32 protein-coding genes are annotated in these 25,921 nt (G+C 70.8%); 14 read left to right on the top strand and 18 right to left on the bottom strand.

Features of this window, described 5'->3' with window-relative positions; genetic code table 11:
• Window positions 1–144 precede the first annotated feature (144 nt).
• Window positions 145–357 carry a hypothetical protein gene (locus tag ACZ3I4_RS44675; protein ID WP_465388243.1) on the top strand — a complete coding sequence of 71 codons (213 nt, stop codon included), beginning with the start codon at window positions 145–147 and terminating at the stop codon, window positions 355–357.
• 220 nt (window positions 358–577) lie between these two features.
• Here the strand turns inward: ACZ3I4_RS44675 and ACZ3I4_RS44670 are convergent, their stop codons facing one another.
• Genes ACZ3I4_RS44670 through ACZ3I4_RS44660 form a run of 3 tightly spaced genes read right to left on the bottom strand, consistent with a single transcriptional unit; the run spans window position 578 to window position 2,888 of the window.
• A complete protein-coding gene (locus ACZ3I4_RS44670) occupies window positions 578–1,222 on the bottom strand; it encodes a glycosyltransferase family 2 protein (protein WP_465388242.1) in 645 nt (214 codons plus the stop codon).
• 8 nt (window positions 1,223–1,230) lie between these two features.
• Window positions 1,231–1,803, bottom strand: a complete 573-nt coding sequence (locus ACZ3I4_RS44665; RefSeq protein WP_465388241.1) for a YdcF family protein — start codon at window positions 1,801–1,803, stop codon at window positions 1,231–1,233.
• Window positions 1,785–2,888, bottom strand: coding sequence for an MBL fold metallo-hydrolase (locus tag ACZ3I4_RS44660; RefSeq protein WP_465388240.1), 1,104 nt, complete (start codon window positions 2,886–2,888; stop codon window positions 1,785–1,787). Before ACZ3I4_RS44660 ends, ACZ3I4_RS44665 begins: the two co-directional genes overlap by 19 nt.
• A gap of 67 nt (window positions 2,889–2,955) precedes the next feature.
• Here ACZ3I4_RS44660 and ACZ3I4_RS44655 point away from each other — a divergent pair, with 67 nt between their 5' ends.
• Complete coding sequence (locus ACZ3I4_RS44655) at window positions 2,956–3,534, top strand: LURP-one-related family protein (RefSeq protein ID WP_465388239.1); 579 nt, start codon at window positions 2,956–2,958, stop codon at window positions 3,532–3,534.
• A gap of 10 nt (window positions 3,535–3,544) precedes the next feature.
• Window positions 3,545–4,990, top strand: coding sequence for a deoxyguanosinetriphosphate triphosphohydrolase family protein (locus ACZ3I4_RS44650; RefSeq protein ID WP_465388238.1), 1,446 nt, complete (start codon window positions 3,545–3,547; stop codon window positions 4,988–4,990).
• Window positions 4,991–5,215: 225 nt separating this feature from the next.
• Here ACZ3I4_RS44650 and ACZ3I4_RS44645 read toward each other — a convergent pair whose 3' ends face one another.
• Window positions 5,216–5,812, bottom strand: coding sequence for an LPXTG cell wall anchor domain-containing protein (locus tag ACZ3I4_RS44645; RefSeq protein WP_465388237.1), 597 nt, complete (start codon window positions 5,810–5,812; stop codon window positions 5,216–5,218).
• Between the two features lie 94 nt (window positions 5,813–5,906).
• Window positions 5,907–6,392 carry a hypothetical protein gene (locus tag ACZ3I4_RS44640; RefSeq protein WP_465388236.1) on the bottom strand — a complete coding sequence of 162 codons (486 nt, stop codon included), beginning with the start codon at window positions 6,390–6,392 and terminating at the stop codon, window positions 5,907–5,909.
• A gap of 64 nt (window positions 6,393–6,456) precedes the next feature.
• Between ACZ3I4_RS44640 and msrB the strand changes: the two genes are divergently transcribed.
• The 4 genes from msrB to ACZ3I4_RS44620 all read left to right on the top strand — a co-directional run bounded on the left by msrB (window position 6,457) and on the right by ACZ3I4_RS44620 (window position 10,038).
• Window positions 6,457–6,867: a peptide-methionine (R)-S-oxide reductase MsrB gene (msrB, locus tag ACZ3I4_RS44635; protein WP_465388235.1), complete on the top strand. Its 411-nt coding sequence runs from the start codon at window positions 6,457–6,459 to the stop codon at window positions 6,865–6,867.
• A 70-nt stretch (window positions 6,868–6,937) separates the two neighbouring features.
• Entirely contained in the window at window positions 6,938–7,327 is a 390-nt protein-coding gene (locus ACZ3I4_RS44630; RefSeq protein WP_465388234.1) for a hypothetical protein, read from the top strand.
• Between the two features lie 18 nt (window positions 7,328–7,345).
• Window positions 7,346–8,413 (top strand): ATP-dependent DNA ligase, encoded by a 1,068-nt coding sequence (locus ACZ3I4_RS44625; RefSeq protein WP_465388233.1) that lies wholly within the window; start codon window positions 7,346–7,348, stop codon window positions 8,411–8,413.
• A gap of 65 nt (window positions 8,414–8,478) precedes the next feature.
• Window positions 8,479–10,038, top strand: coding sequence for an alpha/beta hydrolase (locus ACZ3I4_RS44620; protein WP_465388232.1), 1,560 nt, complete (start codon window positions 8,479–8,481; stop codon window positions 10,036–10,038).
• On the opposite strand, the gene ACZ3I4_RS44615 is transcribed toward ACZ3I4_RS44620, so the two are convergent.
• Window positions 9,989–10,447 carry a potassium channel family protein gene (locus ACZ3I4_RS44615; RefSeq protein ID WP_465388231.1) on the bottom strand — a complete coding sequence of 153 codons (459 nt, stop codon included), beginning with the start codon at window positions 10,445–10,447 and terminating at the stop codon, window positions 9,989–9,991. The two genes, ACZ3I4_RS44620 and ACZ3I4_RS44615, sit on opposite strands and share 50 nt — an antisense overlap.
• Before the next feature lie 78 nt (window positions 10,448–10,525).
• Between ACZ3I4_RS44615 and ACZ3I4_RS44610 the strand changes: the two genes are divergently transcribed.
• Window positions 10,526–10,975, top strand: coding sequence for a GNAT family N-acetyltransferase (locus ACZ3I4_RS44610; RefSeq protein ID WP_465388230.1), 450 nt, complete (start codon window positions 10,526–10,528; stop codon window positions 10,973–10,975).
• Here ACZ3I4_RS44610 and ligD read toward each other — a convergent pair.
• Both ligD and ACZ3I4_RS44600 read right to left on the bottom strand, forming a co-directional pair.
• Window positions 10,964–11,995, bottom strand: coding sequence for a non-homologous end-joining DNA ligase (ligD, locus tag ACZ3I4_RS44605; protein WP_465388229.1), 1,032 nt, complete (start codon window positions 11,993–11,995; stop codon window positions 10,964–10,966). The genes ACZ3I4_RS44610 and ligD overlap by 12 nt on opposite strands.
• Before the next feature lie 261 nt (window positions 11,996–12,256).
• On the bottom strand, window positions 12,257–12,451 hold the full coding sequence (locus tag ACZ3I4_RS44600; RefSeq protein ID WP_465388228.1) for a hypothetical protein: 195 nt from the start codon (window positions 12,449–12,451) through the stop codon (window positions 12,257–12,259).
• 129 nt (window positions 12,452–12,580) lie between these two features.
• Between ACZ3I4_RS44600 and ACZ3I4_RS44595 the strand changes: the two genes are divergently transcribed.
• Genes ACZ3I4_RS44595 through ACZ3I4_RS44585 form a run of 3 tightly spaced genes read left to right on the top strand, consistent with a single transcriptional unit; the run spans window position 12,581 to window position 14,271 of the window.
• Complete coding sequence (locus ACZ3I4_RS44595; RefSeq protein WP_465388227.1) at window positions 12,581–13,135, top strand: hypothetical protein; 555 nt, start codon at window positions 12,581–12,583, stop codon at window positions 13,133–13,135.
• 21 nt (window positions 13,136–13,156) lie between these two features.
• Entirely contained in the window at window positions 13,157–13,900 is a 744-nt protein-coding gene (locus tag ACZ3I4_RS44590; protein WP_465388226.1) for a HipA family kinase, read from the top strand.
• Complete coding sequence (locus tag ACZ3I4_RS44585; RefSeq protein WP_465388225.1) at window positions 13,897–14,271, top strand: DUF3037 domain-containing protein; 375 nt, start codon at window positions 13,897–13,899, stop codon at window positions 14,269–14,271. Before ACZ3I4_RS44590 ends, ACZ3I4_RS44585 begins: the two co-directional genes overlap by 4 nt.
• A 161-nt stretch (window positions 14,272–14,432) precedes the next feature.
• On the opposite strand, the gene ACZ3I4_RS44580 is transcribed toward ACZ3I4_RS44585, so the two are convergent.
• The 6 genes from ACZ3I4_RS44580 to ACZ3I4_RS44555 form a co-directional block, all read right to left on the bottom strand.
• Window positions 14,433–15,470 (bottom strand): glycosyltransferase family 2 protein, encoded by a 1,038-nt coding sequence (locus tag ACZ3I4_RS44580; protein WP_465388224.1) that lies wholly within the window; start codon window positions 15,468–15,470, stop codon window positions 14,433–14,435.
• A gap of 89 nt (window positions 15,471–15,559) precedes the next feature.
• Window positions 15,560–16,081, bottom strand: coding sequence for a dihydrofolate reductase (locus ACZ3I4_RS44575; RefSeq protein WP_465388223.1), 522 nt, complete (start codon window positions 16,079–16,081; stop codon window positions 15,560–15,562).
• Window positions 16,078–16,878: a thymidylate synthase gene (locus ACZ3I4_RS44570; protein ID WP_465388222.1), complete on the bottom strand. Its 801-nt coding sequence runs from the start codon at window positions 16,876–16,878 to the stop codon at window positions 16,078–16,080. Before ACZ3I4_RS44570 ends, ACZ3I4_RS44575 begins: the two co-directional genes overlap by 4 nt.
• Window positions 16,879–16,949: 71 nt before the next feature.
• Window positions 16,950–17,195, bottom strand: a complete 246-nt coding sequence (locus ACZ3I4_RS44565) for a hypothetical protein (RefSeq protein ID WP_465388221.1) — start codon at window positions 17,193–17,195, stop codon at window positions 16,950–16,952.
• Between the two features lie 29 nt (window positions 17,196–17,224).
• Window positions 17,225–17,833: an NAD(P)H:quinone oxidoreductase gene (gene wrbA / locus ACZ3I4_RS44560; RefSeq protein WP_465388220.1), complete on the bottom strand. Its 609-nt coding sequence runs from the start codon at window positions 17,831–17,833 to the stop codon at window positions 17,225–17,227.
• A gap of 69 nt (window positions 17,834–17,902) precedes the next feature.
• Window positions 17,903–18,178 (bottom strand): isoamylase early set domain-containing protein, encoded by a 276-nt coding sequence (locus ACZ3I4_RS44555; RefSeq protein WP_465388219.1) that lies wholly within the window; start codon window positions 18,176–18,178, stop codon window positions 17,903–17,905.
• A gap of 82 nt (window positions 18,179–18,260) precedes the next feature.
• Here ACZ3I4_RS44555 and ACZ3I4_RS44550 point away from each other — a divergent pair, with 82 nt between their 5' ends.
• Window positions 18,261–18,707: a GNAT family N-acetyltransferase gene (locus ACZ3I4_RS44550; protein ID WP_465388218.1), complete on the top strand. Its 447-nt coding sequence runs from the start codon at window positions 18,261–18,263 to the stop codon at window positions 18,705–18,707.
• Between the two features lies 1 nt (window position 18,708).
• On the opposite strand, the gene hemQ is transcribed toward ACZ3I4_RS44550, so the two are convergent.
• From hemQ to hemE, 3 genes are all read right to left on the bottom strand, one after another.
• Complete coding sequence (hemQ, locus tag ACZ3I4_RS44545) at window positions 18,709–19,410, bottom strand: hydrogen peroxide-dependent heme synthase (protein WP_465388217.1); 702 nt, start codon at window positions 19,408–19,410, stop codon at window positions 18,709–18,711.
• Window positions 19,407–20,834: a protoporphyrinogen oxidase gene (gene hemG, locus ACZ3I4_RS44540; protein ID WP_465388216.1), complete on the bottom strand. Its 1,428-nt coding sequence runs from the start codon at window positions 20,832–20,834 to the stop codon at window positions 19,407–19,409. Before hemG ends, hemQ begins: the two co-directional genes overlap by 4 nt.
• 81 nt (window positions 20,835–20,915) lie before the next feature.
• Entirely contained in the window at window positions 20,916–21,953 is a 1,038-nt protein-coding gene (hemE, locus tag ACZ3I4_RS44535) for a uroporphyrinogen decarboxylase (RefSeq protein ID WP_465388215.1), read from the bottom strand.
• A 73-nt stretch (window positions 21,954–22,026) separates the two neighbouring features.
• Here hemE and ACZ3I4_RS44530 point away from each other — a divergent pair, with 73 nt between their 5' ends.
• Window positions 22,027–22,593, top strand: a complete 567-nt coding sequence (locus ACZ3I4_RS44530) for a DUF3000 domain-containing protein (RefSeq protein WP_465388214.1) — start codon at window positions 22,027–22,029, stop codon at window positions 22,591–22,593.
• A 9-nt stretch (window positions 22,594–22,602) separates the two neighbouring features.
• Here ACZ3I4_RS44530 and ACZ3I4_RS44525 read toward each other — a convergent pair whose 3' ends face one another.
• The gene (locus tag ACZ3I4_RS44525; RefSeq protein ID WP_465388213.1) at window positions 22,603–23,790 is read right to left on the bottom strand and encodes a S1C family serine protease; all 1,188 of its coding nucleotides are present in this window, start codon (window positions 23,788–23,790) and stop codon (window positions 22,603–22,605) included.
• A gap of 143 nt (window positions 23,791–23,933) precedes the next feature.
• On the opposite strand from ACZ3I4_RS44525, the gene ACZ3I4_RS44520 reads away from it, so the two are divergent.
• On the top strand, window positions 23,934–25,238 hold the full coding sequence (locus ACZ3I4_RS44520) for a ribonuclease D (protein WP_465388212.1): 1,305 nt from the start codon (window positions 23,934–23,936) through the stop codon (window positions 25,236–25,238).
• Window positions 25,239–25,921 lie beyond the last annotated feature (683 nt).

The following is a 25,921-nucleotide window of genomic DNA, read 5'->3' as shown; positions in this document are numbered from 1 at the left end:
AAGACCGGTGACCGCGCCTTAGGTCCGTATCCGCCCGCATATCCCCTGGATTGCACCGGCCGGCCAACCCCACACTGGCCTTTCCATCCGGCACCGCTACGCATCTCCAGGGGGTTCGCCATGACGTTCCACCCGAGTTCCGCAGTGAGCGTCGCATCAGTCCTGACCGCGGCCACCGTCATCGTCGCCGGCTACCGCCACGGTCGTATCCCGTTCGCCTGGCGGGCCTCGCAGCGGCGGAAGAGGGCCGCCCGCCACACCAAGCCGCTTGCCTGGATCCCGACCGCACAGTTCATGACCGTCCTCCTCGTCGTCCTGGCTGTCATGTTCGCGGCAGCCTACGACGCCGGAAACTGAGGCCGGCGGTTATCCACAGTTCGCGGTTGTCCACAGGGCGCCAAGCAGTGATCGGCGAATTGCGCCATCATTCGCCGATCCCGTCCCCACGGCGGGGCACTCGAGGGTGGGGGCCCCCTTGGAAGGGTGGGCCCTGCCTGCGAACACGACACCGGTGATCATCGGGCGGTGGCCGGCCACTCGACATCCGCTTCAAGCCACCAACGCCCACCGGAACGGGCTACCGGTCGAGCACCACAAACCGCAGCAACGACCGATAAACCCGCGCGGCGTCCCGCAGAGAACCGAAGTGCGACGACGCGTTCCCGTCCAGATAGGTGGTCTCGATCGGCACCTGTTCGATCGGGTGGCCGTCGCGCGCCGCCCGCAGCAGCACGTTCATCTCGTACTCGAAGCGCCGGCCCGGGATCGTCCCGAGCCAGTCCAGCAGCTCGGCCGGATATCCGCGCAACCCGGTCTGCGTGTCCCGCACCCAGCGGCCGGTCGCCGCCCGGAACAGCGAGCGGGTCACCGCGTTTCCGAGCCGGCTGCGCGGCGGCATGCGGCGTACCCGGCGCACGCCCAGCACGAGCCGGCCGGTCGAGACGACACGGTCGGCCACCCGGCGGATGTCGGCGACCGAGTGCTGCCCGTCGGCGTCGGCCGCGACCACCGGCGAACCGGGGTACGCCTGGGCCGCGTACGCGAAACCGGTCCTCAAGGCCGCCCCTTTGCCGAGGTTGACGGGATGCCGGAGCACCACGCACCCGGGCACCGAGACGGGCACGGAACTTCCGTCGTCCACCACGACGACCTGGTCGAATTCGTCGGTCAGCGCACGAATGCGATCGACGGAGGGCTGGTAGACCGGCAGGAGCAGAACCATGCGCGCAGCTATACCCCGCGTCGCAGCATCGTTACCATCAGCCGTTCGCGCCGCAGCAGCACAGCCGGGTCCCGTACGCCGAAGAAGCAGACCCTCGACGCGGCGCGCAATCCGTGTTCGAGCAGACCGCCCCGGCCGGCCACGGGCACGTCGGTCAGCGCCCGTGCGGGCAGCCCCAGCACCTTCTGGGCCAGGAACCGCGCCCGCGGCAGATGCCAGGCGTGCGTGACCAGCCCCAGCGGCCGGTCCGGGCCCAGCGACAGCCCGTCCAGCAGCCCGTCCGCCACCACGTTGAGCAGGTTTTCGAGCGTGCTCCGGGAGCGGCATTCGACGCGCAGCCGCCGCGGGTCGATTCCCTCGTCGAGGGCGACCCGACGCATCAGATCGCCCTCGCGGCAGCCCACCGGCGGTTCGGGCGCTCCGGAGCGGGCCTGTTCCCAGCCGCCCGACAGGATGATCCGCTCGACCTTCCCGTACGCGATGGCCGCGCGCACCCGGGCCAGCGAACCGGCCGAGAGGGACGAACCCGACAGCCCGTTGCCGAAGACCAGGAGCGCCGCCGCTACGCGATCTGCTGCCACCAGCCGTCCACCGCGGGCGGGTTGTCGACGTCGACGCGCTCACCGGGGCGCGGCACGGCCAGGCGTACGTCCCGGGCCTTGGCCTCTCGCCACACGCGGTCGGCCGGCTCGGCCCAGTCGTGCAGGGCCAGGTTGAACGTGGCCCAGTGCACCGGGATCATCAGCCCGCCCTGCACGTCGACGTGGGTGGCCACACCGTCCTCGGGGAACATGTGGATGTCGGGCCACGACTCGCTGTACGCCCCCACCTGCACCAGTGACGCGTCGAAGGGGCCGTGCAGCCGGCCGATCTCGGCGAACCCGGGGAAGTAGCCGGTGTCGCCGGAGTAGAAGACCTTGCGGCTCGGACCGTTGATCACCCAGCTGGCCCAGAGCGTGCCGTCGCGGTCGAACCCTCGCCCGCTGAAGTGCCGGGCCGCGGTCGCGACGAACTCGAGGCCGCCCACCCGGTGTTTGTCGTCCCAGTCCATCTCGATGATGCGGGTGGCCGGCACGCCCCAGCGCTCGAGGTGCGCGCCCACGCCCAGCGGCACCAGGAACGGCGCGGCCTGCAGGTCGACCAGGTTCTGGATGGTCTCCATGTCGAGGTGGTCGTAGTGGTCGTGCGAGATCAGCACGGCGTCGAGCGGCGGCAGGTCGCGCAGCGCGACGGGCGGCTCGTGCAGGCGCCGGGGGCCGGACAGCCGCGACGGCGAGCAGCGGTCGCTCCACACCGGGTCGAGCAGCACCCGGCGACCCTCGATCTCGACCAGCGCCGACGAGTGGCCGTACCAGGTCACGTGCAGTCCGTCGGCGGTCGCACCCGGGGCCGGGGTGACCACGGGGATCGGCAGGCGCGGGTGGCGGCGCTCCCGGTCGCGCAGGGTGGCGGCGAAGATCTTGGGCATCGACGAGGCGGCCAGCATGGTGGCAGGCACGGTGTTGTGGAACTTGCCCCCGGCGAACTGTGGTGAGGCCTGCATGCGGGCGAGCCGGTCGCCGCGCGCCTTGGCCCCCATCTGGCGCGGGATGTCACGCGCCGCCCACACCGCCGCCGCGCCCAGAGCCAGAGCGATCAATGATCCCGTACGTCCTCGCTTCGCCATCCGACCAGTCTGACGGCCCGAGCTGGGGTCCCGCCACCAGAAGCCGTTTGTGACACACTGCGCAACCGTGACTGTCGACACCCTTCAAAGTCAGCAACAGCTGATCATCCGTCAGCGCGTACGCCTGATGGTCAACCAATATGAGGTCCACGCCGTCGCTCCGGACGGCAGCGAGGCCGGCATCCTTGCCTTTGCGCAGCAGAAGCGCATGGCGTTCAAGGAGCAGGTCACGCTCTACACCGACGACACCAAGCAGGTGCCGGTCTTCAGCTTCAAGGCCCGCCAGCGCATCGACCTGGGCGCCACCTACGACGTGACCGACGCCGCGGGCGCCCCGATCGGCCTGTTCAAGAAGAATTTCAAGCAGTCGCTGATTCGCTCGACCTGGCAGCTCGAGCAGCCCGGTTTCGGCGAGATGATCGGCCAGGAGACGAACCAGATCGTCGCGATCCTGCGCCGCTTCGTCGACTCGCTGAGCTGGCTGCCCTACCACTTCGACTTCGTGCTGGCCGACCGGCCGGTGTTCTCCGTGGTCAAGAAGTGGGGCCTGCGCGACCGTTACGTCGTGACGATCCACGACCCCCGGGTCGACCGTCGCCTGGTCGCGGCCATGTCCGTCGCACTGGACGCCCTGCAGGCCCGGTAATCTCGGCGGGATGGACGATCCACGGGCTCAGCGCCTCTTCGGCGACCGGCTGGTCGCCCCCGGTGACCTCGCCGGCAGCCCGTTCCGCGTCGACCGTGACCGGATCGTCGCGTCTCCGTTCTTCGCCCGGCTCGCCGGCGTCACCCAGGTGATCAGTCCTGGGGGCGCCGGCCTGCTGGTGCACAACCGGATGACCCACAGCCTCAAGGTCGCGCAGGTGGCCCGGGCCATCGCTGAGCGCGTCGACCCGGGTCTGGCCGACAAGCTGGGCGGCTGCGACCCCGACGTGGTCGAGGCGGCGGCACTGGCCCACGACCTCGGTCATCCGCCCTTCGGGCACCTGGGCGAGCGCGTGCTCGACCGGATCGCCCGGCAGCGGCTCAAGCTGCTCGACGGTTTCGAGGGCAACGCCCAGTCGTATCGGATCGTCACCAGCACCGAGATCCGCGGCCAGGCGACGATAGGGCTCAACCTGACCAACGCGGTCCGCGCGGCCATCCTGAAATATCCGTGGACCCGCCGCGATCCCCAGCGCTTCATGGACCCTCCGCCGCGCGGCGCCGCGCCGCCGGCCGACGACCCCGAGGGTGGCTCACCGAAGTTCGGCGCCTATTCGACCGAGGCGAGGGACATGCGGGCCGCCCGGGCGCCGTTCGCGGGCCGGGTCGCCGACTGGCAGCAGACGGTCGAGGCCTCGGTCATGGACACCGCGGACGACATCGCGTACGCGATCCACGATCTGGAGGACGTGCACCGGGTCGGCGTGCTGCAGCAGGGCGCGGTGGCCACCGAGCTGATGGCCTGGCAGCGCTGGGGCACCGAGACCGACCTCGACCGGGCGGGCGGCGCGATCGAGTCGCTGCGCCGCCAGCTGCACCGCAAGGACGGCTGGATGGCCGACGACGAGGCTTTCGCGGCCGCCGTCGAGCTGGTGCGGGCCGAGCTGGTCGACGGCCTGCTGGCCCGCCCGTTCGACGGCTCGCTCGAGGCGGAGGCCCAGGTCGCGGCGTTCTCGGCCACCTGGACCCGGCGGCTGGTCGAGTCGGTCGAGACCATCGCCGACCCGGCCATCCGATCGGGCCATGTGCAACTCGCCACAGCCCAGTGGCACGAGGTGCAGATCCTCAAGTTCGTGCAGAACCGGTTCGTGCTGGCCCGCCCCGACCTGGCCCTGCACCAGCGCGGTCAGGGACGTCTGGTCGCGTCGCTGGTCGACGCCCTGATGTCCTGGCTGATCGACCCCGACGAGGAGGAGCGCATCCCCAGCCGGCTGCGTGACCTGGTCGAACTGGCCGAGGCCGAGCTGCCCGACGGCACTCCCGAGCGCATGGACCGGGCCCGCGGCCGAGCCGTCGTCGACTTCGTGGCCGGTCTGACCGACAACCAGGCGGTGGGTCTGATGCAGGCACTGTCCGGCAAGTCGCGTCAGCTGTGGACCGATGCCTTCGTGCTGTGATGCGCCACAAGACCAAGACCGCGATCAAGAACAAGATGTCGTAGCGGGGTGGTGGGTGACAGACCGTCGCTCCCGCCGAGGGCCCGACCGGTCCGAGCAGGGCGCTGGCGCGCCGAGAACGCTCGGCCCGGCCACGCGACGTGAGTAAGTGGTTGCGCCCGAGAACAAAACGAAGGCCGCCCGGAAACCGGGCGGCCTTTCGTTGTGCGGAGATGCGGAGATGTGTCAGGCGGTACGGCGGCGACGCGTGTACCAGACCGAACCGGCGCCCGCGGCGACCAGCAGGGCGCCGGCCGAGACGATCGCGGCCATCGGCGTACCGGTCACCGGGAGCGCACCGGCCGGGCTGACGCCGCCGCCGGGGGTCGTGGTGGCCGGGGCCACGCCCGGGCTGCTGGTGGTCGGGCTGACGCCCGGCGGAACCGTGTCGACGCTGGCGGTCGGCGTCGGGCCGTAACCGTTGTTGCCCCGGGTCGGGGTGTCGGTGTCCGGCGTGTCCGTGTCGGGCAGCTCGGCGTCCGGGGTGTCGGTGTCGGGCGTGTCCGTGTCCGGGGTGTCCGTGTCCGGGGTGTCCGTGTCCGGCGTCTCGGCCGCGTTCCCGGTCGGGGAGGTCGCGCCCGGCGTGCCGTACCCGCCCTGCCCGCGGGTCGGGGCCTCGTCGGTGGCGTCCGGGGTGCCGTAGCCGGTGGCCGCGACGACCGGCATCACAGCCTGGTCGACGGTGGCCGACGCGGCCAGGGCCGGGGAGACACCCAGCGCGAGAGCGGCGGTCAGGCCGGCGGAGGGCAGTCCGACGGCGATGATCCGGCGAATTGTGCTCATGAGGAGTTATCCATTCCTGTTCCGGTGTTTCCAGGTCCGAGGGGAGCTTAGCGGCAATTGCCCGATTTACCCGTTAAGCCCCCTCGGCGGGTCATCATCCCGGAAGACCACCGAAACGGTGACTCCGCCACAGATGGGACAAAGCGAACATTTTGCCCTCAAATCTCGGGTCGGCCGCGAACAGCTCGCCGCTGTACGGGGCCTGGAGCTGCAGACTTGCGCCCGAGTGGAGATAGACCGAGACCACGGTCCGGGCCCCACGCCGCTCCGCGCGGACGTCGGCGACCTCGTCCCAGGGCGCGACGGCCTTGGGGAAGACGGAGAGCGTACGGATGCCGCGAGCACTTATCTGAGTGCCGGTGACCCGGCCGACCAGCACGCCGACCACCGACCCGCCCCCCGGCGGCACCACGGTCATCGCCAGCCAGGCCGGACCCGGGGGCGGCTCGACGAACCCGGTCAGGGTCAGCATGGCGGCGAGAAGCATGAGCCCGACGGCCACGAGCGAGCCGAGGTAGAGCCCGCGCCCGAGGGCCTGCTGGCAGGTGGGCCGGAAGGTGGCCGGCGACGCATCATCCATGCCCTGGTTCAACGGTGATGCCGACCACTCCGGCCGCACGTCCAGTGCGTCGTACCTTTGGAGCATGGCAACAAACGAGTCCACGCTGCCCACCACCGAACAGGAGTGGCGGGTCCGCCTCTCCCCCGACGAGTTCCGCGTTCTGCGTCAGGCCGGCACGGAGGCCCCGTGGTCCGGCGAATACGTCAGCACCAAGACCGCGGGCATGTACGAGTGCCGGGCCTGCGGCGCCGCCCTCTACCCGAGCGACTACAAGTTCGACTCCGACTGCGGCTGGCCCTCCTTCGACGACGCCATCCCCGGCGCCCTCAAGGAGATCGACGACCACTCACACGGCATGGTCCGCACCGAGATCCGCTGCGCCAACTGCGACTCCCACCTGGGCCACGTCTTCCGCGGCGAGCACATGACGGCCAAGAACACCCGCCACTGCGTCAACAGCCTCTCCATCAAGCTCGACCCCAAGCAGTCCTGACCCGGACAGGGCCGGCGGCCGCGAGCCGTTCGGCCCTGTGGACAACCAAATACCAGTGCACACTGCTCCCGTGGATTCCGAGCTGACCACCGCCCTCGAGCCGGTTCTGCGCGATCTGGCCGCCGATGACGTGCGCCTGCGCATTGAGGACAAGCCGTGGGCCGGCGGCGAACCGAGCGCCATGCTCTACAGCCCCGACGGGTTCGGCATGGGGGTCCGCACCCAGCGGGGGCTGCCCCTCGCCGCCCGGGTTGCCGACGTGGCCGATCAGGTGCAGGAGTGGGCGGTCGAGGCGCTGTGGTTCGAGGGCCGGCCGACCAACTGGCCGCGCTGCCCCCGGCATCCGGAGACCCATCCGCTGGCCGCCGTCGAGCGGGACGGCGAGGCGTACTGGAAATGTCCGGCCCTCGACGAAGTGATCAGGGAAATCGGTAGCGCCGGGCCCACCCGGGCGGCCTGAACCGGGCAGACTGGCGGCATGGAGTTGCCGATCAATCCGCCGGTCAAGCCGATGCTGGCCAAGCCCGTCGCCGAGATCCCGCCCGGTCAGGTCTACGAGCCGAAATGGGACGGGTTCCGGTCGATCATCTTCCGGGACGGGGCCGAGGTCGAGATCGGCAGCCGCAACGAGAAGCCGATGACCCGCTACTTTCCCGAGGTCGTCGAGGCCGTGCTGGCCAACTTCCCCGAGCGCGTGGTGATCGACGGCGAGATCATCGTGGCCGACACCGAGCGCAACACGCTCGACTTCGAGGCCCTCCAGCAGCGCATCCATCCCGCCGCGAGCCGGGTCAAGCTGCTCAGCGAGCAGACACCGGCCAGTTTCGTGGCGTTCGACCTGCTGGCGATCGGCGACGAGGATCTGACCGAGCTGCCGTTCAGCGTGCGGCGCGACCGGCTGGGCCAGGCGCTCGAGCAGGCCCGGCCTCCGGTCTATGTGACGCCGGCCACCGACGATCTCGAGACGGCCACCCGCTGGTTCGCCCAGTTCGAGGGGGCGGGGCTCGACGGCCTGATCGCCAAGCAGCGTGACCTGACCTATCAGCCCGACAAGCGGGTCATGACAAAGATCAAGCACAAGCGCACCGCCGACTGCGTGGTCGCCGGCTATCGGGTGCACAAGACGGCCGACAACCGGATCGGCTCGCTGCTGCTGGGCCTGTACGACGAGCGTGACGTCCTGGTCAGTGTCGGGGTCATCGGCTCGTTCCCGATCAAGGTGCGCGAGGAGCTGTTCGAGGAGTTGCAGCCGCTGGTCACCGAGTTCGAGGGTCACCCGTGGAACTGGGCCGCCCACATGGAGGGCGAGCGCACCCCGCGCAAGAACGAGGTGAGCCGCTGGAACAACGGCAAGGACCTGTCGTTCACGCCGCTGCGGCCCGAGCGGGTCGTCGAGGTGCGCTACGACTACATGGAGGGCGTCCGGTTCCGGCACACCGCCCAGTTCGAACGCTGGCGGCCCGACCGTGATCCGCACTCATGCACCTACGACCAGCTGGAACGGCCGGTCCAGTTCAATCTGGCCGAGGTGCTGACGAGCCGCTGACCCCCGAACTGTCGGACACACCGGATAGCCTCGTGGCAGCAACCCGCCGTCGAAAGGTCAGCATCGTGCAGCGCCGCTCCCGCCTGGTAGTCGCCGTCCTAGCCACGATTCTGGCCGTTTCCGCAGGCTGCACCGTGCCTTCGTTCGCGCCCAACGGCTCCGGCGAGGCCGCCCCGGCGCCCGCGTCGACCCCGAACGAGAGCGGCACGGCCGATTGGCGTCCCTGCCCCGACATCCCGCAGCAACTCGTCGGCCAGGCCGCCCCGGGCATGACCTACGACTGCGCCGACGTCAGCGTGCCGCGCGACTGGAACAACGCGTCCAACGGCGAGACCTACGCGATCTCGATGATCCGCATCCGGTCGTCCAAGCAGCAGGGCCGCACCGGCTCGCTGCTGATCAACCCGGGCGGCCCCGGCGGCTCGGGCATCGAGACGGCGGTCTATCTGTCCTTCGGCGAGGCGTTCGGCGGCCTGCCGGCCGAGGTCTCCAACAAGTTCGACATCATCGGCTTCGACCCGCGCGGGGTCGGCCGCTCCGACCCGGTCAAGTGCATCAGCCCGGCCGATCAGGATGCCAGCTTCGCCGCCCCGCCTGACCCGGTGAGCCTCGAGCAGTTCAACCAGATCGTCGAGCTCAACAAGCGGATCGCCACCAGCTGCGGCTCGAAGTACGGCGACCAGCTCCCTCTCTTCTCGACCGAGCAGGCCGCCCGCGACATGGATTCGCTGCGCAAGGCGGTCGGCGACGACAAGATGACCTACCTCGGTTTCTCGTACGGGACCCTGCTCGGCGCCACTTACGCCCAGCTCTTCCCGCAGAACATCCGGGCGATGGTGCTCGACGGCGCGGTCGACCCCAAGGAGAACTTCGTCCAGGGGTCCGAGACCCAGGCCAAGGGCTTCGAGCGGGCGTTCACCAACTTCACGAACTGGTGCAAGGCCACCCCCGACAAGTGCCCGATCGCCCCCGACGCGCGCAAGGCGGTCACCGACGCGCTCAACTCCGCGGCCACCAAGCCGGTGGCCGGCAGCGACGGCCGCAAGGCGACCAGCGGCTGGATCTTCGTCGCGGTCATCTCGTCGCTCTACACCGAGTCGGGCTGGGCCAAGCTGGCCGACGCGATCGCCGAGCTGAAGCAGGGCAACCCCAAGCGCGTGTTCACGCTGGCCGACCAATATGCCGAGCGCAAGCCCGACGGGTCCTACAGCAACCTGTTCGACGCCAACCTCGCGGTCAACTGCGCCGACACCGACGACGCGCCGACCCTCGACGAGGTGCGCCGCCTGCAGGGCGAGTGGCGCACGAAATACCCGCTGTTCGGGGGCGCCCTCGCGGTCGGCATGCTGCCCTGCGCGGTGTGGCCGGGCCAGCGCGACCCCTATCCGGCCGGCGCGGCCAAGGACGCCCCGCCCATCGTGGTCGTCGGCACCACCGGTGACCCCGCCACGCCGTACGAGAACACCGCCGACCTGGCCTCGATGCTGGGCGTCGGGCATGTGCTGACGTGGGAGGGCGAGGGCCACACGGCCTATCCGAGCACGCCGTGCATCGTGAACGCCGTGGATGCGTACCTCATCGATCTGAAGGTCCCGCAGGAGGGGCTGCGCTGTCCGGCAAAGTGATCCCCTCGCGTTCGGCCAGGGCCTCGAGCAGGACCCGTACGCGGCGCAGGTTGCTCTTGAGCTCCTCCTGCTCCTCGTGGTGGAACGCGTCGGAGTCGACGATCAGCTTGCTGGCGAAGTGCGCCGTGATCAGCGGGATCACCAGCAGCACCATGATCGAGATGAGCAGGGCGGCCAGCACCCGCGCCGGCCACTTCTCCGGGGAGATGTCGCCGTATCCGACGGTCGACGCCGTGACGACGGCCCACCAGATCGAGTCGCCGATCGACTGCTCGTCCTCGAAGAAGTGGTAGAGCACGCCGCAGACGACGATCAGGATGGCGTAGGCGAGGATCAGCGTGCCCGGCGAGTTGGCCAGCCAGACGATCGCGCGGTAGGTCCGCTTCAGCGGCGTGAGCAGCACATGCATGGCGTCATGCTGCCCCAGGCGATCCACTCTGCGTAGGCCTGCGCGGACAGAAATCCGAGCCTGTGTGACACTTCCGCGATGGAATTCCGCCTGGCCGGCCGGGCCGACGTCCCGGCGATCCTGCATCTGCTCGCGGACGACGAGATCAGCCGCTCCCGGGGGACGGTCGCCGAGGAAGCCGACGCCGCCATCTGGTCGGCGTTCGAAGAGATCGACGCCGACCCGAACAACGAACTGCTCGTGGCCGACGACGACGGCGACATCGTCGCCACCTGCCAGCTCACATTCATTCCCGGGCTGAGCCGCAACGGCACCCGCCGCATGACCATCGAGGCCGTACGGGTCCGCGCCGACCGTCGCGGCGGCGGCCTCGGCCGCGAGTTCATGACGTTCGCCCTCAACCGTGCCCGCGAGCGCGGCTGCCTCGTCGCCCAGCTCACCACCGACAAGCGCCGCACCGACGCGCACCGCTTCTACGAGCGGCTCGGCTTCGTCGCCTCCCATGAAGGCATGAAGCTAGCTCTCTGACGTCCAGTTGGCCGCGTTCTTGCGGCTCGGCTGCACGCGCGGCGGCTCCCCCGGCATCTTCGGGTGGTCGGGCGGATAAGGCATGTCACCCAGCCCGTTCTTCTCGTCGCGCTGCACCCACTCCAGCAGCGGCGTGAGGTCGTGGGTCACGTCGTCGATCGCCGCGTGCCGGTCCCCGACTTCGGCGAACCGCTTCGGCAGCGTCCGCAGATCGAAATCGTCGGGTTCCACATCGGCCAGCTCGTCCCAGGTGACCGGGGCCGACGCCGTGGCCCGCTCGTTCGCCCGCAACGAATAGGCGCAGGTGATCGTGCGGTCGCGGGCCATCTGGTTGAAGTCGAGGAACACCCGCTCGCCCCGCTCCTCCTTCCACCAGGCCGTGGTGATCAGCTCGGGGCGACGCCGCTCGGCCTCCCGGGCCAGCGCGATCGCGGCCCGCCGCACGTCGATGAACGACCACTGCGGCGCGATCCGGACATAGACGTGCGCGCCGCGACCACCGGACGTCTTCGGGAACCCGGCCCAGCCCAGATCGTCGAGCACCTCACGCAGCACCCCGGCGGTGCTCACCACGTCGGCGAACGACGTGCCCGGCTGCGGATCGAGGTCGATGCGCAGCTCGTCCGGGTTGTCGGGGGCATCGCCGCGCACCGGCCACGGATGGAAGACCACGGTGCCCATCTGGGCGGCCCAGGCCACATGGGCCAGGTCGGCCGGGCACAGCTCGACCGCCGTACGCATGCTCGGGAACTTGATCTGAGCCGTCTGGATCCAGTCGGGCACGCCCCGCTGCGGGATGCGCTTCTGAAAGAAGGCCTCGCCGCCGATCCCGTCCGGGAACCGCTGCAGCGTGGTCGGCCGGTTCCGCAGGGCGCGCATGATCCCGTCGCCGACCGCCAGGTAGTACTCGAAGACGTCGCGCTTGGTGTAGCCCTTGGCCGGAAAGACGATCTTGTCCGGGCTGGTGAGCCGCACCTGATGGCCGGCAATCTCGATCTCTTCCGCGGGCGCTTTCGGCATGGGTTGACGATAGGCCAACTTCAGCAGGCAATTCGTCCGGCAACTTCAAAGGCAGATGTCGCAGCAGGGTGGGCACTTCTCAACCCGGCAACTTCAAAAGCACATGTCGTAGCGGGGTGGTGGATGCGGACCGTTGCTCCCGCCGAGGGCCCGGCCGGGGCGAGCAGGGCGCCGGCGCGCCCAGAACGCTCACCCCGCCCGGGCGACGTGAGTAAGTGGTTACGCCCAAGACCGCCGTCGGCGTGGCCGAGTGCCTGGCGTTCAGCTGCGTACTCGGTTGTCCAAGGGTCTGGGCTGGCTTGCCCACCACTCGGAGGGGACTGCGGCGTGGATTTCGTTGGCGATCGCCTTCAGGTGGTCGCCGGTTGCGTGGCCGTGATGGGCGTCGGCCAGGCCCTTGACGCGCATGAACCACTCGGCAAGTTGTTCGCATTTGACCGAAACCTGATAGTCCATGAACCGACGCTAAGCCCGGTCGCCGCCGTCCGTCCGCCGAAACGCCCGCCGCCACCCACAAGAGCGGGTGGTCGCTACGCGCGCAACGGTGTAATCATGTAATCAGCGTTGCAACAGGGGAGGACTGTCATGCGTTTCCGCACTGCACCACCCGGGCGAGTCGAGCCACCGAGCGCCGAGGACGCGCCCGGCTGGATCACCGGGGCGATCCCGGACGGCTGGTTCACCGAGCGGCCCGAGGTCGTCATCGACCGCGACGAGATCATCATTTGGGGCCGCCTGGCCGAGCCCGAGCTGGGCGCCGAGGCGACCGACGCCGACCGGGCCGCGGCCCAGGCCGGCCGCATCAACCAGTTCCGCGAGGACACCCGCGAGGCCCGCATGCGGGTCGCCCGGCAGGTCGAGCACCGCTATCAGCGCAAGGTCGCCTGGGGCGTGCGCGCCGGCGACACCAACGAACTGTTCACCCATCTGGCCGCGCCGGTCATGACCCGGCTCCGGCAGCCCGAGCGGCAGATCCTCGACACGCTGGTCGACGCCGGCGTGGCCCGCTCCCGCTCCGAGGCCCTGGCCTGGTGCGTCAAGCTGGTCGGGCAGAACACCGACCAGTGGCTGACCGACCTGCGGCAGGCGATGACCAAGGTCGACGAGCTCCGCAAGCAGGGACCCAACTCCGCTGAGTAAAGGCACGGCTAGGGTGGCGGGGTGCTACGTGAGGTAACCGCCATCCGCTACGTCACCCCCCTTCGGGAGGGCGGCTCCCTGCCCGGGGTGGTCGAGGCCGACGACCTCGGCACGTACGTGGTGAAATTCCGCGGCGCCGGGCAGGGACCCCGCGCCCTCGTGGCCGAGGTGATCTCGGGCGAGCTGGGGCGCCGGCTGGGCCTGCCCGTCCCCGAGCTGACCGTCGTGCACCTCGACCCGGTCGTGGCCCGGGCCGAGCCCGACGAGGAGGTCCAGGAGCTCATCAAGGCCAGCGCCGGGGCCAACCTGGGCATGGATTTCCTGCCCGGCGCCCTCGGCTACGACCCGGTCGTGCACCCCGTCGACCCGGTGCTGGCCTCACGGGTGGTGGCCTTCGACGCGTTCGTCGAGAACGTCGACCGCAGCTGGCGCAACCCGAACCTGCTCATGTGGCACGGCAAGCTCTGGCTGATCGACCACGGCGCGACGCTGTATTTCCATCACAATTGGCCGCGCGCCGCCGCCGTGGTTCACCGTCCGTACAAGTGGGACGACCACGTTCTGAAGCCGTACGCGACCGAGCTCGCCACCGAGGGTCCCGCGCTGGCCGCCCGCCTCACCCCGGCGCTGCTCGAGGAGGTCATCGCCGAGGTCCCCGAGGAGTGGCTGGACGGCGAGAACGAGACCGACGGCGAGGGCGGCCGCGAGGCGTACCTGACCCATCTCACCGCCCGTGCCGAGCGCCCGGAGGCGTGGCTGCCGTGAGAATCCCGTACGAGTACGCCGTGATCCAGGCCGTGCCCCGCATCGAACGCGGCGAGCTGATCAACGTCGGTGTCGTCCTCTACTGCCACCGCCGCGACTTCCTGGCCGCCCGCACCGACCTGCGCGACGACCGGCTCCTCGCCCTCGATCCCCGGGCCGACGTGCCGGCCATCCGGGCCGCCCTCGGCTCGTGGGACGCCACCTGCGCGGGCTCGGGCGCGGCCGGCGACATCAGCCTGGGCGAACGTTTCCGCTGGCTGGTCGCCCCGCGCAGCACGATCCTGCGGGCCGGCCCGGTGCACATGGGCCTGGCCGCCGACCCGTCCGAGGAGCTCGACCGCCTGGTCAAGCTCCTGGTAAGCGTTGACTAGGGCCTGTCCTGCCGATCACGCGGGAGCGAGGCGAGGTCCAGGTGGTGGCTGGCGTCGGCCGCGAAGCGGCCGCATACCGGTGTTGTATGTGGGCGTTTCGCGGACGCCGTCAGGCGCCGCCTGGACCACGTCGTAGCCCCTCGTGATCGGCAGGACAGGCCCTAGGCCGCCGGCCGGCGGGTGTCGGCCACCACGCTGACCGTGTCGAGCGACGTCGCGGCCGTGTCGAGTGACTCCAGCGAGTCGGGCGGCGTCGTGGCCGTGTCGAACGAGACCAGGAACGGCGGCCGGCTCTGCGTGGCCATGTAGATGCGCCCGATGTATTCGCCGAGCAGCCCCAGGCAGATCAGCTGGATGCCACCCAGCAGCAGGACCGCGATGTAGAGCGACGTCCAGCCCGGCACCACGCCGCCCGTGCCCCAGGCGACCAGCGCGGTCACTATCAGCACCACGCACAGCAGGAAGCTGAGCAGGCCCAGCCAGGTCGCGATCTTGAGCGGGGCGGCCGAGAACCCGGTGACGCTGTCGAACGTCAGCCGGATCATGCGGGACAGCGGGTACTTCGTGTCGCCGGCGACACGCTCCTCGCGTACGTAGGGCACCTCGGCACTGGAGAAGCCGAGCGAGGGCACCACCAGGCGATAGACCGGCCGGGGCTCGGCCAGCTCGTTGAGCACGTCGACCACGGCCCGGCTCATCAGGCGGAAGTCGCCGGCCTGGTCGCTGACCCACGGGCCGACCATCCGCCGCATCATCCAGTAGTAGAGCCCGGCGGTGTTGCGCTTGAACACGGTGTCGGTGCTGCGGTCGCTGCGGACGCCGTAGACGACGTCGACCTTTTCGTTGAGCGCGGTGGCCAGCATCTCGCCGATGACCTCGGGCGGGTCCTGCAGGTCGGCGTCGATGCTGATCACGTAGTCGCCGCGGGCCGCCCGCAGCCCGGCGCGCAGGGCGGTCTGGTGGCCGACGTTGCGGCGCAGCGAGACGACGCGCAGGGCGGGCCACTCGGCGTGCAGCTGCATCAGGCGGGACACGGTGGCGTCGGTGCTGCCGTCGTCGACGGCGACGACCTCGTAGGCCACGTCGAGCTTGTCGAGGACCGGCCGCAGCCGCGCCACGAAGTGGTCGACGGCCTCGCGCTCGTTGTACATCGGGGTGACCACCGACAGGGTCACCGGCGATACGAGGCTCTGCGGCATGGGCTACTTCTTCCTGTTAGCTCTGGCGTTAAAGCCGATTCGCCCCATAAATCATGAGTACGATTCAGCCTTCTCGTCGGCCGAAGAGACTAGCCCGTGCTTGTTGCGACGACCTTAAGAGGTGGGGTCGTTTGCCCTTCGCGAAACAATTCCTCGACGACGAAGCGGAGCCCGCTCTGCGAAGTCTGCCAGTCCGTGGACTCCGTGACGACCCACCCGTCACCCGGATCGGGCGCATAGGTGTCGCCCGGGACATCGATGTCGATCCGGGTGCGCAGGATGTGATGGGCGTGCGGCAGGAACGCGCGATACACCGCCTCACCACCCATCACCCAGATTTCCCCGTACGCCAGAGCCTCGCCGACCGAGTGCACCACCTCGGCGCCCGGGGCCGTCCACAGCGGGTCGCGCGTCAGCACCACGTTGCGCCGGCCCGGCAGCGGCCGGAACCGCTCCGGCAGCGAGTCCCACGTGGCGCGGCCCATGACCATGGTCGCACCGGTCGTACGCTGCCGGAACATCGTCTGATCCTCGGGCAGCCGCCACGGGATGGCGCCGTCCGCGCCGACGACGCGGTGCTGCGCCTCGGCCCAGATCATGTGGACCGTCATACGGCCACCGGGGCGCGCAGCGCCGGGTGGTGCTGGTAGCCGGTCACGGTGAAGTCTTCGTACTTGTAGTCGAAGAGCGAGGACGCCGACGCGATCTCGAGGCGGGGGAACTCGTACGCCTCCCGGGAGAGCTGCTCGGTGACCTGCTCGACGTGATTGTTGTAAATGTGACAATCGCCACCCACCCAGATGAAGTCACCCGGCTGCAGGCCGACCTGCTCGGCGATCATGTGGGTGAGCAACGCGTAGCTCGCGATGTTGAACGGCACGCCGAGGAACAGGTCGGCGCTGCGCTGATACAGCTGGCACGAGAGCTTGCCGTCGGCCACATAGAACTGGAACATCGCGTGGCAGGGCGACAGCGCCATCTCGGGCAGGTCGGCCACGTTCCAGGCCGAGACGATCATGCGGCGCGAGTCGGGGTCGCGGCGCAGCGTCTCGAGCACCGTGCTGATCTGGTCGACGTGACCGCCGTCGGGCGTGGGCCACGAACGCCACTGCACGCCGTAGACCGGGCCCAGCTCGCCCGAGGGCGACGCCCACTCGTCCCAGATCGTCACGCCCTGGTCGCGCAGCCACGAGACGTTGCTCTCGCCGCGCAGAAACCACAGCAGCTCCACCGCGACCGACTTGAAGTGGACGCGCTTGGTGGTGACGAGCGGAAAGCCGGCCGACAGGTCGTAACGCAGGCGCTCACCGAACACGCTCATCGTGCCGGTGCCGGTGCGGTCGCTCTTGGGAGTGCCGCTGGTCAGGACCCGGCGCAGCAGGTCCTCGTACTGGGTGTCGACGGGCATGGCAGCCAAAATACCCGCCGCCCGGCCCGGCCCGGCACAACGGCCGGGCCGAGTCGTGTGACGAGCCCGGTTCAGCTGGCCCAGGACTCCGACATCTGCGGAATCTGCTGGTTGAGCGCCTGCAGATCCTGCTGCCCGTTGGCGCCGTTGGCCCCGCCGACGAAGCCCAGCTCCGTCCCGATCTGCTGCCAGCGCTCATAGAGCACCTGGTCCTGCAGCACGGCCCGCACGTCCTGGTGGGCCGAACGCAGCTCCTCGAGAGCCGTCTCGTATCGGGCGACCCGCGATTGCAGGTCCAAAGTCTCGTACGTGGTCATGCAGTCAGGTTAGCGAAAGATGAGTAGTTTTATTCGCTTTTCAGCTTGCTCGCGACGCGAACGATGCGCTGCGCCAGATGGTCCAGTGCGGCGTACTGTGCGTCGCCCAGCGGCGCATCGTTGTTCCCACCGGTCACGTGCGAGACGCCGTACGGGTTGCCGTCGGCGAACTTGAGCGGGTCGGTGTAGCCGGGCGCCACGACCAGGCCCCCAAAGTGGTAGATCGTGTTGTACAGCGCGAGCAGCGTCGACTCCTGCCCGCCGTGCGCGGTCATGGTCGCGGTGAAGCCCGCGTACGCCTTGTCGGCCAGCTGGCCCTGCGCCCACTGCGGGCCCAGCGTGTCCAGGAACTGCTTGAGCTGGCTGGCGATGTTGCCGTACCGGGTGGGCGAGCCGAAGAGCACGGCGTCGGCCCAGGTCACGTCGTCGGCCGTGGCCTTGGGCTCGTCCTTGGTCCGGTCGAAGTGCTGGCTCCAGGCCGCGTTGGAGGCGATCGCCTCGGCCGGGGCGAGTTCGGCCACCTGACGGAGGCGCACCTCGGCGCCGGCCTTCTCCCCCGCCTCGTGGAGGCGCTCGGCCATCTTGTGGAGCGTTCCGGTGGACGAGTAATAGATGATCGAGAGTCGCACGTCAGCCACGGTGGAAGTCCTCCCTAGAGATAGATGCTTGCTAAATCAAGCATCCCCGGGGGGATCGGCCCGAAACGGCTAAACGCGGATTTCCCCGCCGTGCGGCCCGAAGCCGTCGGCGTTCTCGTCGTCGAACCAGTGCCCGTCGGTGGCCAGGTAACGGAACTGGTAGTGGCCCGGCGGCACGGTCACGCTGACCGTCCGGGTGCCGTCGCGGCGTGGCTTCAGCTCGTGCGCGCCCGGCTCCCAGTCGTTGAACGTGCCGACCACGCTCACCGGCCCGGCCGGCTGGTTGACCGGCAGGCTGAAGGTCACCCGCGTCTTGTTGCCGAAGAGCTTGTTCCTCTTGATCATCAAGACCTCCACAACTCGGGCTTCCATCTCTATAACGGCGCGGCCCGATACGGGTGACGCCGCGCCGCATACCCTTTTCGGCATGCACCCGGAACCTACTGACGAACTCCGCACCGCGAGCTTCCGAGACCTTGACACCACGACCCTCTACGGCATCCTCAAGCTCCGCGCCGACGTCTTCGTGGTCGAGCAGGAATGCGTGTACGGCGACCTCGACGGCCGCGACGACGAGCCCGGCACCCGGCACCTGTGGTTCGAACGCGACGGCGAGATCCGGGCCTACCTGCGCGTCCTGGACGACGGCGAGGTGCAGCGCGTCGGCCGCGTGGTGACCGCGAAGAGCGCCCGCGGCGCCGGCCTGGCCGCCCGACTGATGGACGAGGCCCTGACCGTCATCGGCCACCGCCCCAGCGTCCTGGACGCGCAGGCCTACCTGGTCGGCTTCTACGCCCGGTTCGGATACGTCGCGACCGGCCCCGAATACATCGAGGACGGCATCCCGCACATCCCGATGCGCCGCGACGCGTAGGTCAGGGCAGCGCGGCCACCAGTTCGCTCAGCGAGCGGCGGCGGCCCGTATAGAACGGAACCTCCTCGCGCACGTGCCGGCGGGCGGTCGAGGCGCGCAGGTCGCGCATCAGGTCGACGATGCGGTAGAGCTCGTCGGCCTCGAAGGCCAGCATCCACTCGTAGTCGCCGAGCGCGAACGACGCCACCGTGTTGGCCCGCACGTCGGGGTAACCCCGGGCCATCCGGCCGTGCTCGGCCAGCATGTGGCGGCGCTCCTCGTCGGGCAGCAGGTACCACTCGTACGAGCGGACGAACGGGTAGACGCAGATGTACGGGCGGGCCTCCTCGCCGGCCAGGAAGGCGGGCAGGTGGCTCTTGTTGAACTCGGCCGGGCGGTGCAGGGCCATCTGCGACCAGACCGGGGCCAGGTGCCGGCCCAGGCCGGTCCGCCGGAACAGCGAATAGGCCTCCTGCAGCGCGTCCGGCGAGGCCGAGTGCCACCAGATCATGATGTCGGCGTCGGCGCGCAGACCCGCCACGTCGTACGTGCCCCGGACCGTCACGTCCTTGCCGGCGAGCTGTTCGAACAGCCCGTCGACCTCGCCCGCCAGTTCCTCGCGCAACGCCGGCAACGGCGTCTCGGCCCGGAACACCGACCACATCGTGTAGCGGATCGTCGCGTTCAGCTCGTTGATCCGCGCCGCGTTCGTCTGCTCGCTCATCCTGCGTCCTCCATCGACTTGCTCACGTCTTCGGCCGCGCGTTCGCCGCTCGCGACGCAGGCCGGGATCCCTACCCCGTCGAACGCGGCGCCGGCCAGCGCCAGCCCCGGTGGCAGCCCGGCCCGCGCCGCGGCCAGCCGCTCGCGGTGCCCGGGGGCGTACTGCGGCAGGCCGCCACCCCAGCGCTGCACCCAGGTGGCCCCCGGCGGCGGCAACTGCTCGCCGAGCAGCTCGCCCAGCTCGCGGTGCGCCCGCTCGGCCAGCACCGCGTCGTCGAACTGCAGCCGCTCCTCTTCGCCGGCCCGGCCCAGCGACACCCGCACGATCACCGGGCTGCCCTCGGGGCGGGTCCACTTGCGGGTAACGAAGGTGGCCGCCTTGACCAGCGTGCCCTCACTCGGCGGCACCAGGAAGCCGCTCAGGCCGGGCAGCGGGGTGCCGGGCGGCAGCGCCAGGGCGACCAGCGCCACGCTCGCGTAATCGAGCGCACCGACCGCCTCGGCGGCATCCGGGGCCACCGTGGCCAGCAAGCGCGCGGACGGCCGGGCCGGAACGGCGAGCACGACCGCGTCCACGTCGTCGGTCTGCGGGGCCCGGGGGCCACCGGCGCCCGGCCCGGAGCTGGGCGGGACGGCGGCCGGACCCAGCAGAAGGCGCCAGCCGTGCGCGGTCCGGGCCATCTCGCGGACGGGCAGGCCCATGCTGATCCGGGCGCCGCTCGCCGTGGCGGCCGCGCCGACCAGGCGGCTCAGCCCGCCCTCGAGCGCGCCGAAGATCGGCTGCCCCGGCACGCGCCGGCTCGCCGCCTGCGCCGCCCGCACGGCCCCGCTCAGCGTGTGCTCGACCCGGGCCGCCGCGGCCAGCTGCGGCATCGTCACCTCGAGCGACAGCCGGTCGGCCCGCCCCGCGTAGACGCCGCCCAGCATCGGGTCGACCAGCCGGTCGACGACCTCGTCGCCGTAGCGCTCCCGGACCAGGGCGCCGACCGCGACATCCTGCCCCTGGCCCAGCAGCGGCCGCCCGCTGTCGGCGTCGAGCCCGGGGTCGGCGTGCGCCACGTCGCCCAGCCGGGCCGGGTCGCTGGGCACGCCCACGAGCGTGCCCGCGGGCATCGGCGCGAGCCGGCCGCCGAAGGCCAGCGCGGCGGGCACCTTGTGCGGGTGCACCAGGGCGGGTTCCAGGCCCAGACGTCTGACCAGCGACACCGCGGCCGAGGGGGTGCCGTCCGCACCGGTCATCAGAAACGACTCGGCGCCGCGCTCCACCGTCACGCCGGCCAGCTCACCCGTGCGCAGCTTGCCGCCGAGGGCGCCACCCTGCTCGTACACGATGATCTCGGTGTCGGGCGGGGTCAGGTCGCGCAGTCGCACGGCGGCCGCCAGACCGGCGATGCCGCCCCCGATGACCGCCACCCGCTTTCGCACGCAACCAGCCTCCCAGGTTTCGCCTCTCCCCGTACGGCTGGGGTCCGGCGGTGTGAGTTGCGTCCGGAAGGCCCTTCGCCCCTACCGCGCCGAGGTCTCGTGGACGTGGGCGACCAGGCGGGTCAGCATGTCGGGGTCGGTCTCGGGCATCACGCCGTGGCCCAGGTTGAAGACGTGCCCGGGTGCGGCACGGCCCTGCTCGAGCACGCGGCCGGCCTCGCGCCGCACCACGTCCCAGCCCGCGAAGAGCATGGCCGGGTCGAGATTTCCCTGTACGGCCTTGTCCGGCCCGATGATGCGGGTCGCCTGGTCGAGCGGCGTGCGCCAGTCGACTCCGACGACGTCGGCCCCGGCCTCGCCCATGGCCCGCAGCAGCACGCCCGTGCCCACCCCGAAATGGATGCGCGGCACCCCTGCGCCGGCCAGGCCCCGCAACACCCGGGCCGAATGCGGCAGCACGTGCTCGCGGTAGTCGGCCTCGCTGAGCGCCCCGGCCCACGAGTCGAACAGCTGGACCGCGCTGACCCCGGCGTCGATCTGCGTACGCAGGAAGGTCAGCGTGATGTCGGCCAGGCGCGACAGCAGCGCGTCCCAGAGCTGCGGGGCCGAATACATCATGGCCTTGGTCCTCAGATAGGTGCGCGACGGGCCACCCTCGATCAGATAGCTGGCCAGCGTGAACGGCGCCCCGGCGAACCCGATCAGCGGGGTGCGGCCGAGCTCCTGAACCAGCAACTTGACGGACTGAGCCACGAAGTCGACGTCGCCCGCGGTGATCGGCCGCAGCCGCTCGAGGTCGGTCTCGGCGCGGATCGGCTCGGCGACGACCGGCCCGGTGCCGGCGACGATGTCGAGATCGATGCCGGCCGCCGCGATCGGCACCACGATGTCGCTGAACAGGATGGCCGCGTCGACGTTGTGCCGGCGTACGGGCTGAAGCGTGATCTCGGTGACCAGCTCGGGCCGCCGGCAGGACTCCAGCATCCCGACACCCTCGCGGATCTTGCGGTATTCGGGCAGCGAACGGCCCGCCTGCCGCATGAACCAGACCGGGGTGTGCGGCACGTCCTCGCCGCGGCATGCCCGCACGAAAGGCGAATCGTTCAAGACGGAAGTCACCGCGCCATCGTGCCACGACACGCTCGGCGCGCCGATCGGCGACGGACACCTCGCGGCGGCATAGTCTTCCCCCATGGCGTCCCCCTCCGCTGTCCCTCCGGCGTTCGCCCGCGCGGTCGACGCTCTGCGGGCCCCGGCGCCTCGGCCCGAGATCCTTCTCGAGGAGATCGCGGCGCCGCAGCGTCTCGCTCCGTACGCGTTCGCGATCAGCGCCACCGTCCTGCGCGCCGGTGACGAGGTCGCCGGCGGGCGGCTCATCCTCCTGCACGACCCGGCCGGGCACGAGGCCTGGCACGGCGACATCCGCCTGGTCACGCTGGTCACGGCCGAGCTCGAGGAAGATCTGGCCGGTGACCCGATGCTGTCCGCCGTGGCCTGGACGTGGCTGACCGACGCCCTCGACCAGCACGCGGCGGCCTACACGGCGATCGGCGGCACCATCACCCAGACGACGTCGACCCGGTTCGGCGAGCTGGCCGGTCCGGCCCCGACGGCCGACCTCGAGGTCCGCGCGTCATGGACCCCGACCGGCGACGACTTCGGCGCCCACCTGCAGGGCTGGTGCTCGATGCTGGCCTCGACCGCGGGCCTGCCCCCGCCCGGCGTGACCGCCCTGGGCGACCGCGCCCGCGTCGGCTAGCCCGGCCCCTCAGCAGACGGCGAAGGTCTCGCAGGCCGTCTTGATCGGGATGGCCAGGCCGATGCCCTCGGCGTCCTTGGCCTTGGCCGTGGCCACGCCGACCACCTGCTTGCTCGAGTTGACCACCGGACCGCCCGAGTTGCCGGGGTTGATCGGGGCGTCGAACTGGATCGTCGGCCCGTCGGCGTCGTTCGGCCGGTAGGCGCTGATCACGCCGGTGGTGACCGAATCGTCCAGCCCGAGCGGCGCGCCCACGACCACGACCTGCTGACCCGGCTTGACCTGGCCGGTCGCCGTGCCCAGGGCGGCGATCGGCTGGTTGGCCTTGAGCAGCGCGAGGTCCTTGCCCTTGTCGACCTTCACGATCGTCGCGCTGATCCGGGTGCTGCCCCGCTCGAGCGACACCCGGCGCCCGCCGTCGGTCCAGGTCTCGGCGACCACGTGATAGTTCGTGAACAGGTTCGACTGGTTGCCGGCCGCCTTCTTGCCGACCGAGAACGCGGTGCCGGTGAAGCTGCCCGCGCGCACCCGGAACACGCTCGGCAGCACGCCCGACGAGACACCCTCGGGGTCGAACACGCCGGCCAGCTCCTTTTCGAGCCGATCCGTGCGGGTCTGCTCGGCCGAGAGCACGGAGGCCAGATCCTGGTTGTGACGGCTCATTCCCTCGATCCGGTACGCCTGCCAGCCCGCGACCAGAAGCAGCAGGACCACGGCGCCGATGACCAGCGGGAGGCGGTTGCCGCTCGACGGCGAGCGCGGCCGGACCGGCTCGTCCACCGTGCGGGACGGCCAGGCGGGCTGCTCGCCCGTGTGGCGCTGCTGCGGGATCGGCGCGGGCTCCTCCCAGCGCTGCTGCGGGATGGGCGCGGGCTCGTCCCAGCGTTGCTGCGGGGCCGGCGCGGGCTCGTCCCAGCGCTGCGGCCTCGGCGCCTCGCCGTTTCGCTGACCGGGCCCGGCCGCTCGCCACGGGTCGGGCGGAACCGGCTCGGACCATCGCTGATCGGAGACCGGCGCGCCCCACGGGTCGGCGGCCGGCTCGGCCCATTGATCTTCGGGAGCCCCCGCCCACTGCCCCGCCGGAGCCGTCCACTGCCCTTCCGGGGCCGCCTCGGGCTCGTCGGCGCGGCGCCGTCCGTCGTATCGGCGCTGCTCACCAGAGCCCGCGGGGGTGAACGGTTCGTAGGTCATGGTCATCCGGCGCGGCCTCCCGGGTATCGGCGCTGCGGGAGGTAGTACGGAGAAAACCGGCTTTCGGATCAGCCGACTTGTCGATCGAGAAACGGCGCGCCGGGACCCGGCTGCAAGCAGGCGGGGTGGGGTCCCCGTACGGTAGCGGAGTGACCGACGAAGCACCCCTGCGCCGTCGGGACACGCCGGAGCCCGAAAGGGACGGACGACCGCACGCCGACTCGCCCGACCCGACGTCTGGCGGTCCCGATCCCGTCCCCTTGACCGCACCCCGCGAGGGCACCCCCCGACCGGTCGAGACCGACGACGAACTTGCCGAGGTAGTGGCCCGGATGGCGGCCGGAACCGGGCCGGTCGCCGTCGACGCCGAGCGAGCCTCCGGGTATCGCTACACCCAGCGGGCCTACCTGGTGCAGTTGCGCCGGGCCGGGTCCGGGACGGTGCTGATCGACCCGCTGCCGCTGGACGACCTGCGCACGCTGGACGCCGCGCTGGCCGAGAGCGAGTGGGTGCTGCACGCGGCCAGCCAGGACCTCGCGTGTCTCGCCGAGATCGGCATGAAGCCGCGCCGCCTGTTCGACACCGAGCTCGCCGCCCGGCTGGCCGGGTTCGAGCGAGTCGGCCTGGCCGCGCTCACCGAACAACTGCTCGGCTTCTCGCTCGAGAAGCACCACTCGGCCGCCGACTGGTCGACCCGGCCGCTGCCCGAGTCGTGGCTGACCTACGCGGCGCTCGACGTCGAGCTGCTGACCGACCTGCGCGACCTCTTGGCGGCCGAGCTCGACCGGCAGGGCAAGACGGCGTGGGCTGCCGAGGAGTTCGCCGCCCTGGTGGCGAGCGCCGACCGCCCGCCGCGCGTGCGTCCCGACCCGTGGCGCCGCACGTCGGGAATACACCGCGTACGCGGGGCCCGGGCCCAGTCCCGGGTCCGCGCGCTCTGGTACGCCCGCGACGGTGTGGCCGCGCGCCGGGACTCCGCGCCCGGCCGGGTGCTCCCCGACTCCGCGATCGTCGCCGCCGCCGAGGCCGACCCGAAGGACGAGCGCAGCCTGCTCGCCATCGCCGGCTTCGGGGGCCGCTCGGTGCGCCGCCTGGCCCGCGTGTGGCTGGACGCGCTCGACGAGGCCCGCGCCCTGCCCGACGACGCGCTGCCGGTCAACCAGCCGGTCGAGGGCCCGCCCCCGCCGCACCGGTGGGCCGAGCGCGACCCGGTGGCGGCGGCCCGTCTGGCCCGCTGCCGTGCCGTCGTGGTGTCCACCGCCGAGGCGCACCGGTTGCCGCCGGAAAACCTGATCAGCCCCGATTTCGTACGCCGCCTGGCCTGGTCGCCGCCCGACGAGGTGAGCGCCCAGACGGTCGGCGACACGCTGCGCGGCTTCGGAGCCCGCAACTGGCAAATCACCCTGCTCGCCGACCAGCTGGCCACCGTCCTGCCGGAGCCGGCCACCACCTGATCACCCGCCAGACACCAGCGGGCCGACCGCCACCCAGGCGCCGGCCCGCTCTTTTTGCTGCACAACCGTCAGGGAGCCACTGACCGACGCTCCGACTGGCTTCGCCGTGCCCGCATCGATCTTGCAACGTCTTGATCATCAGCAGTGTGGATCTTGCCCGCCACCGCCACCCCCTCCCACCCGGGTGTGGTGGGACCCTACGCCCTCGGAACGACGGAAAATGAGTTATCCACAGGCGCGGTCACATGCCGCCCGCGCTCCAGTGGATTTTGGTCGGGCCGCTGTCCGCGCCGCACCGGTCGCACTGCGAATAGCGGGCCCCGTCGGGATTGGTGCGCTGCACCCATCGGTGCCACCTGAGGCGGCACCTGAACGGCTTCCTCATGGCGTGAACGTACGCTCGCGACGAGATCACCCGATTCACCCGTTCCACCGACCCCGGTGCCGGATGATCGGCAGTCGACCAGCCAAAGACCAGCCGCAACGCCAGGGTGCGCGACGGACCGGCATTGCCTTTGGGCGCGACCATTCACGCACGTCGCCGCGGCGCGGTGAGCGTTCTGGACGCGCAGCGGCCAGCTCGCCGGGCCGCGGCCCTCGGCGGGAGTGCCCTGTGTCAACCGGTTGATGGGGGTGAGGTGAGTAGGTTTTGCAGGGCGCGGTGTTCGGCCGGGTCGTAGGGG

It is taken from the genome of Actinoplanes sp. NPDC021490, assembly GCF_055562135.1.
Note: the sequence above shows the minus strand (reverse complement) of the source record. Positions and strands in the feature narration are given on the sequence as shown.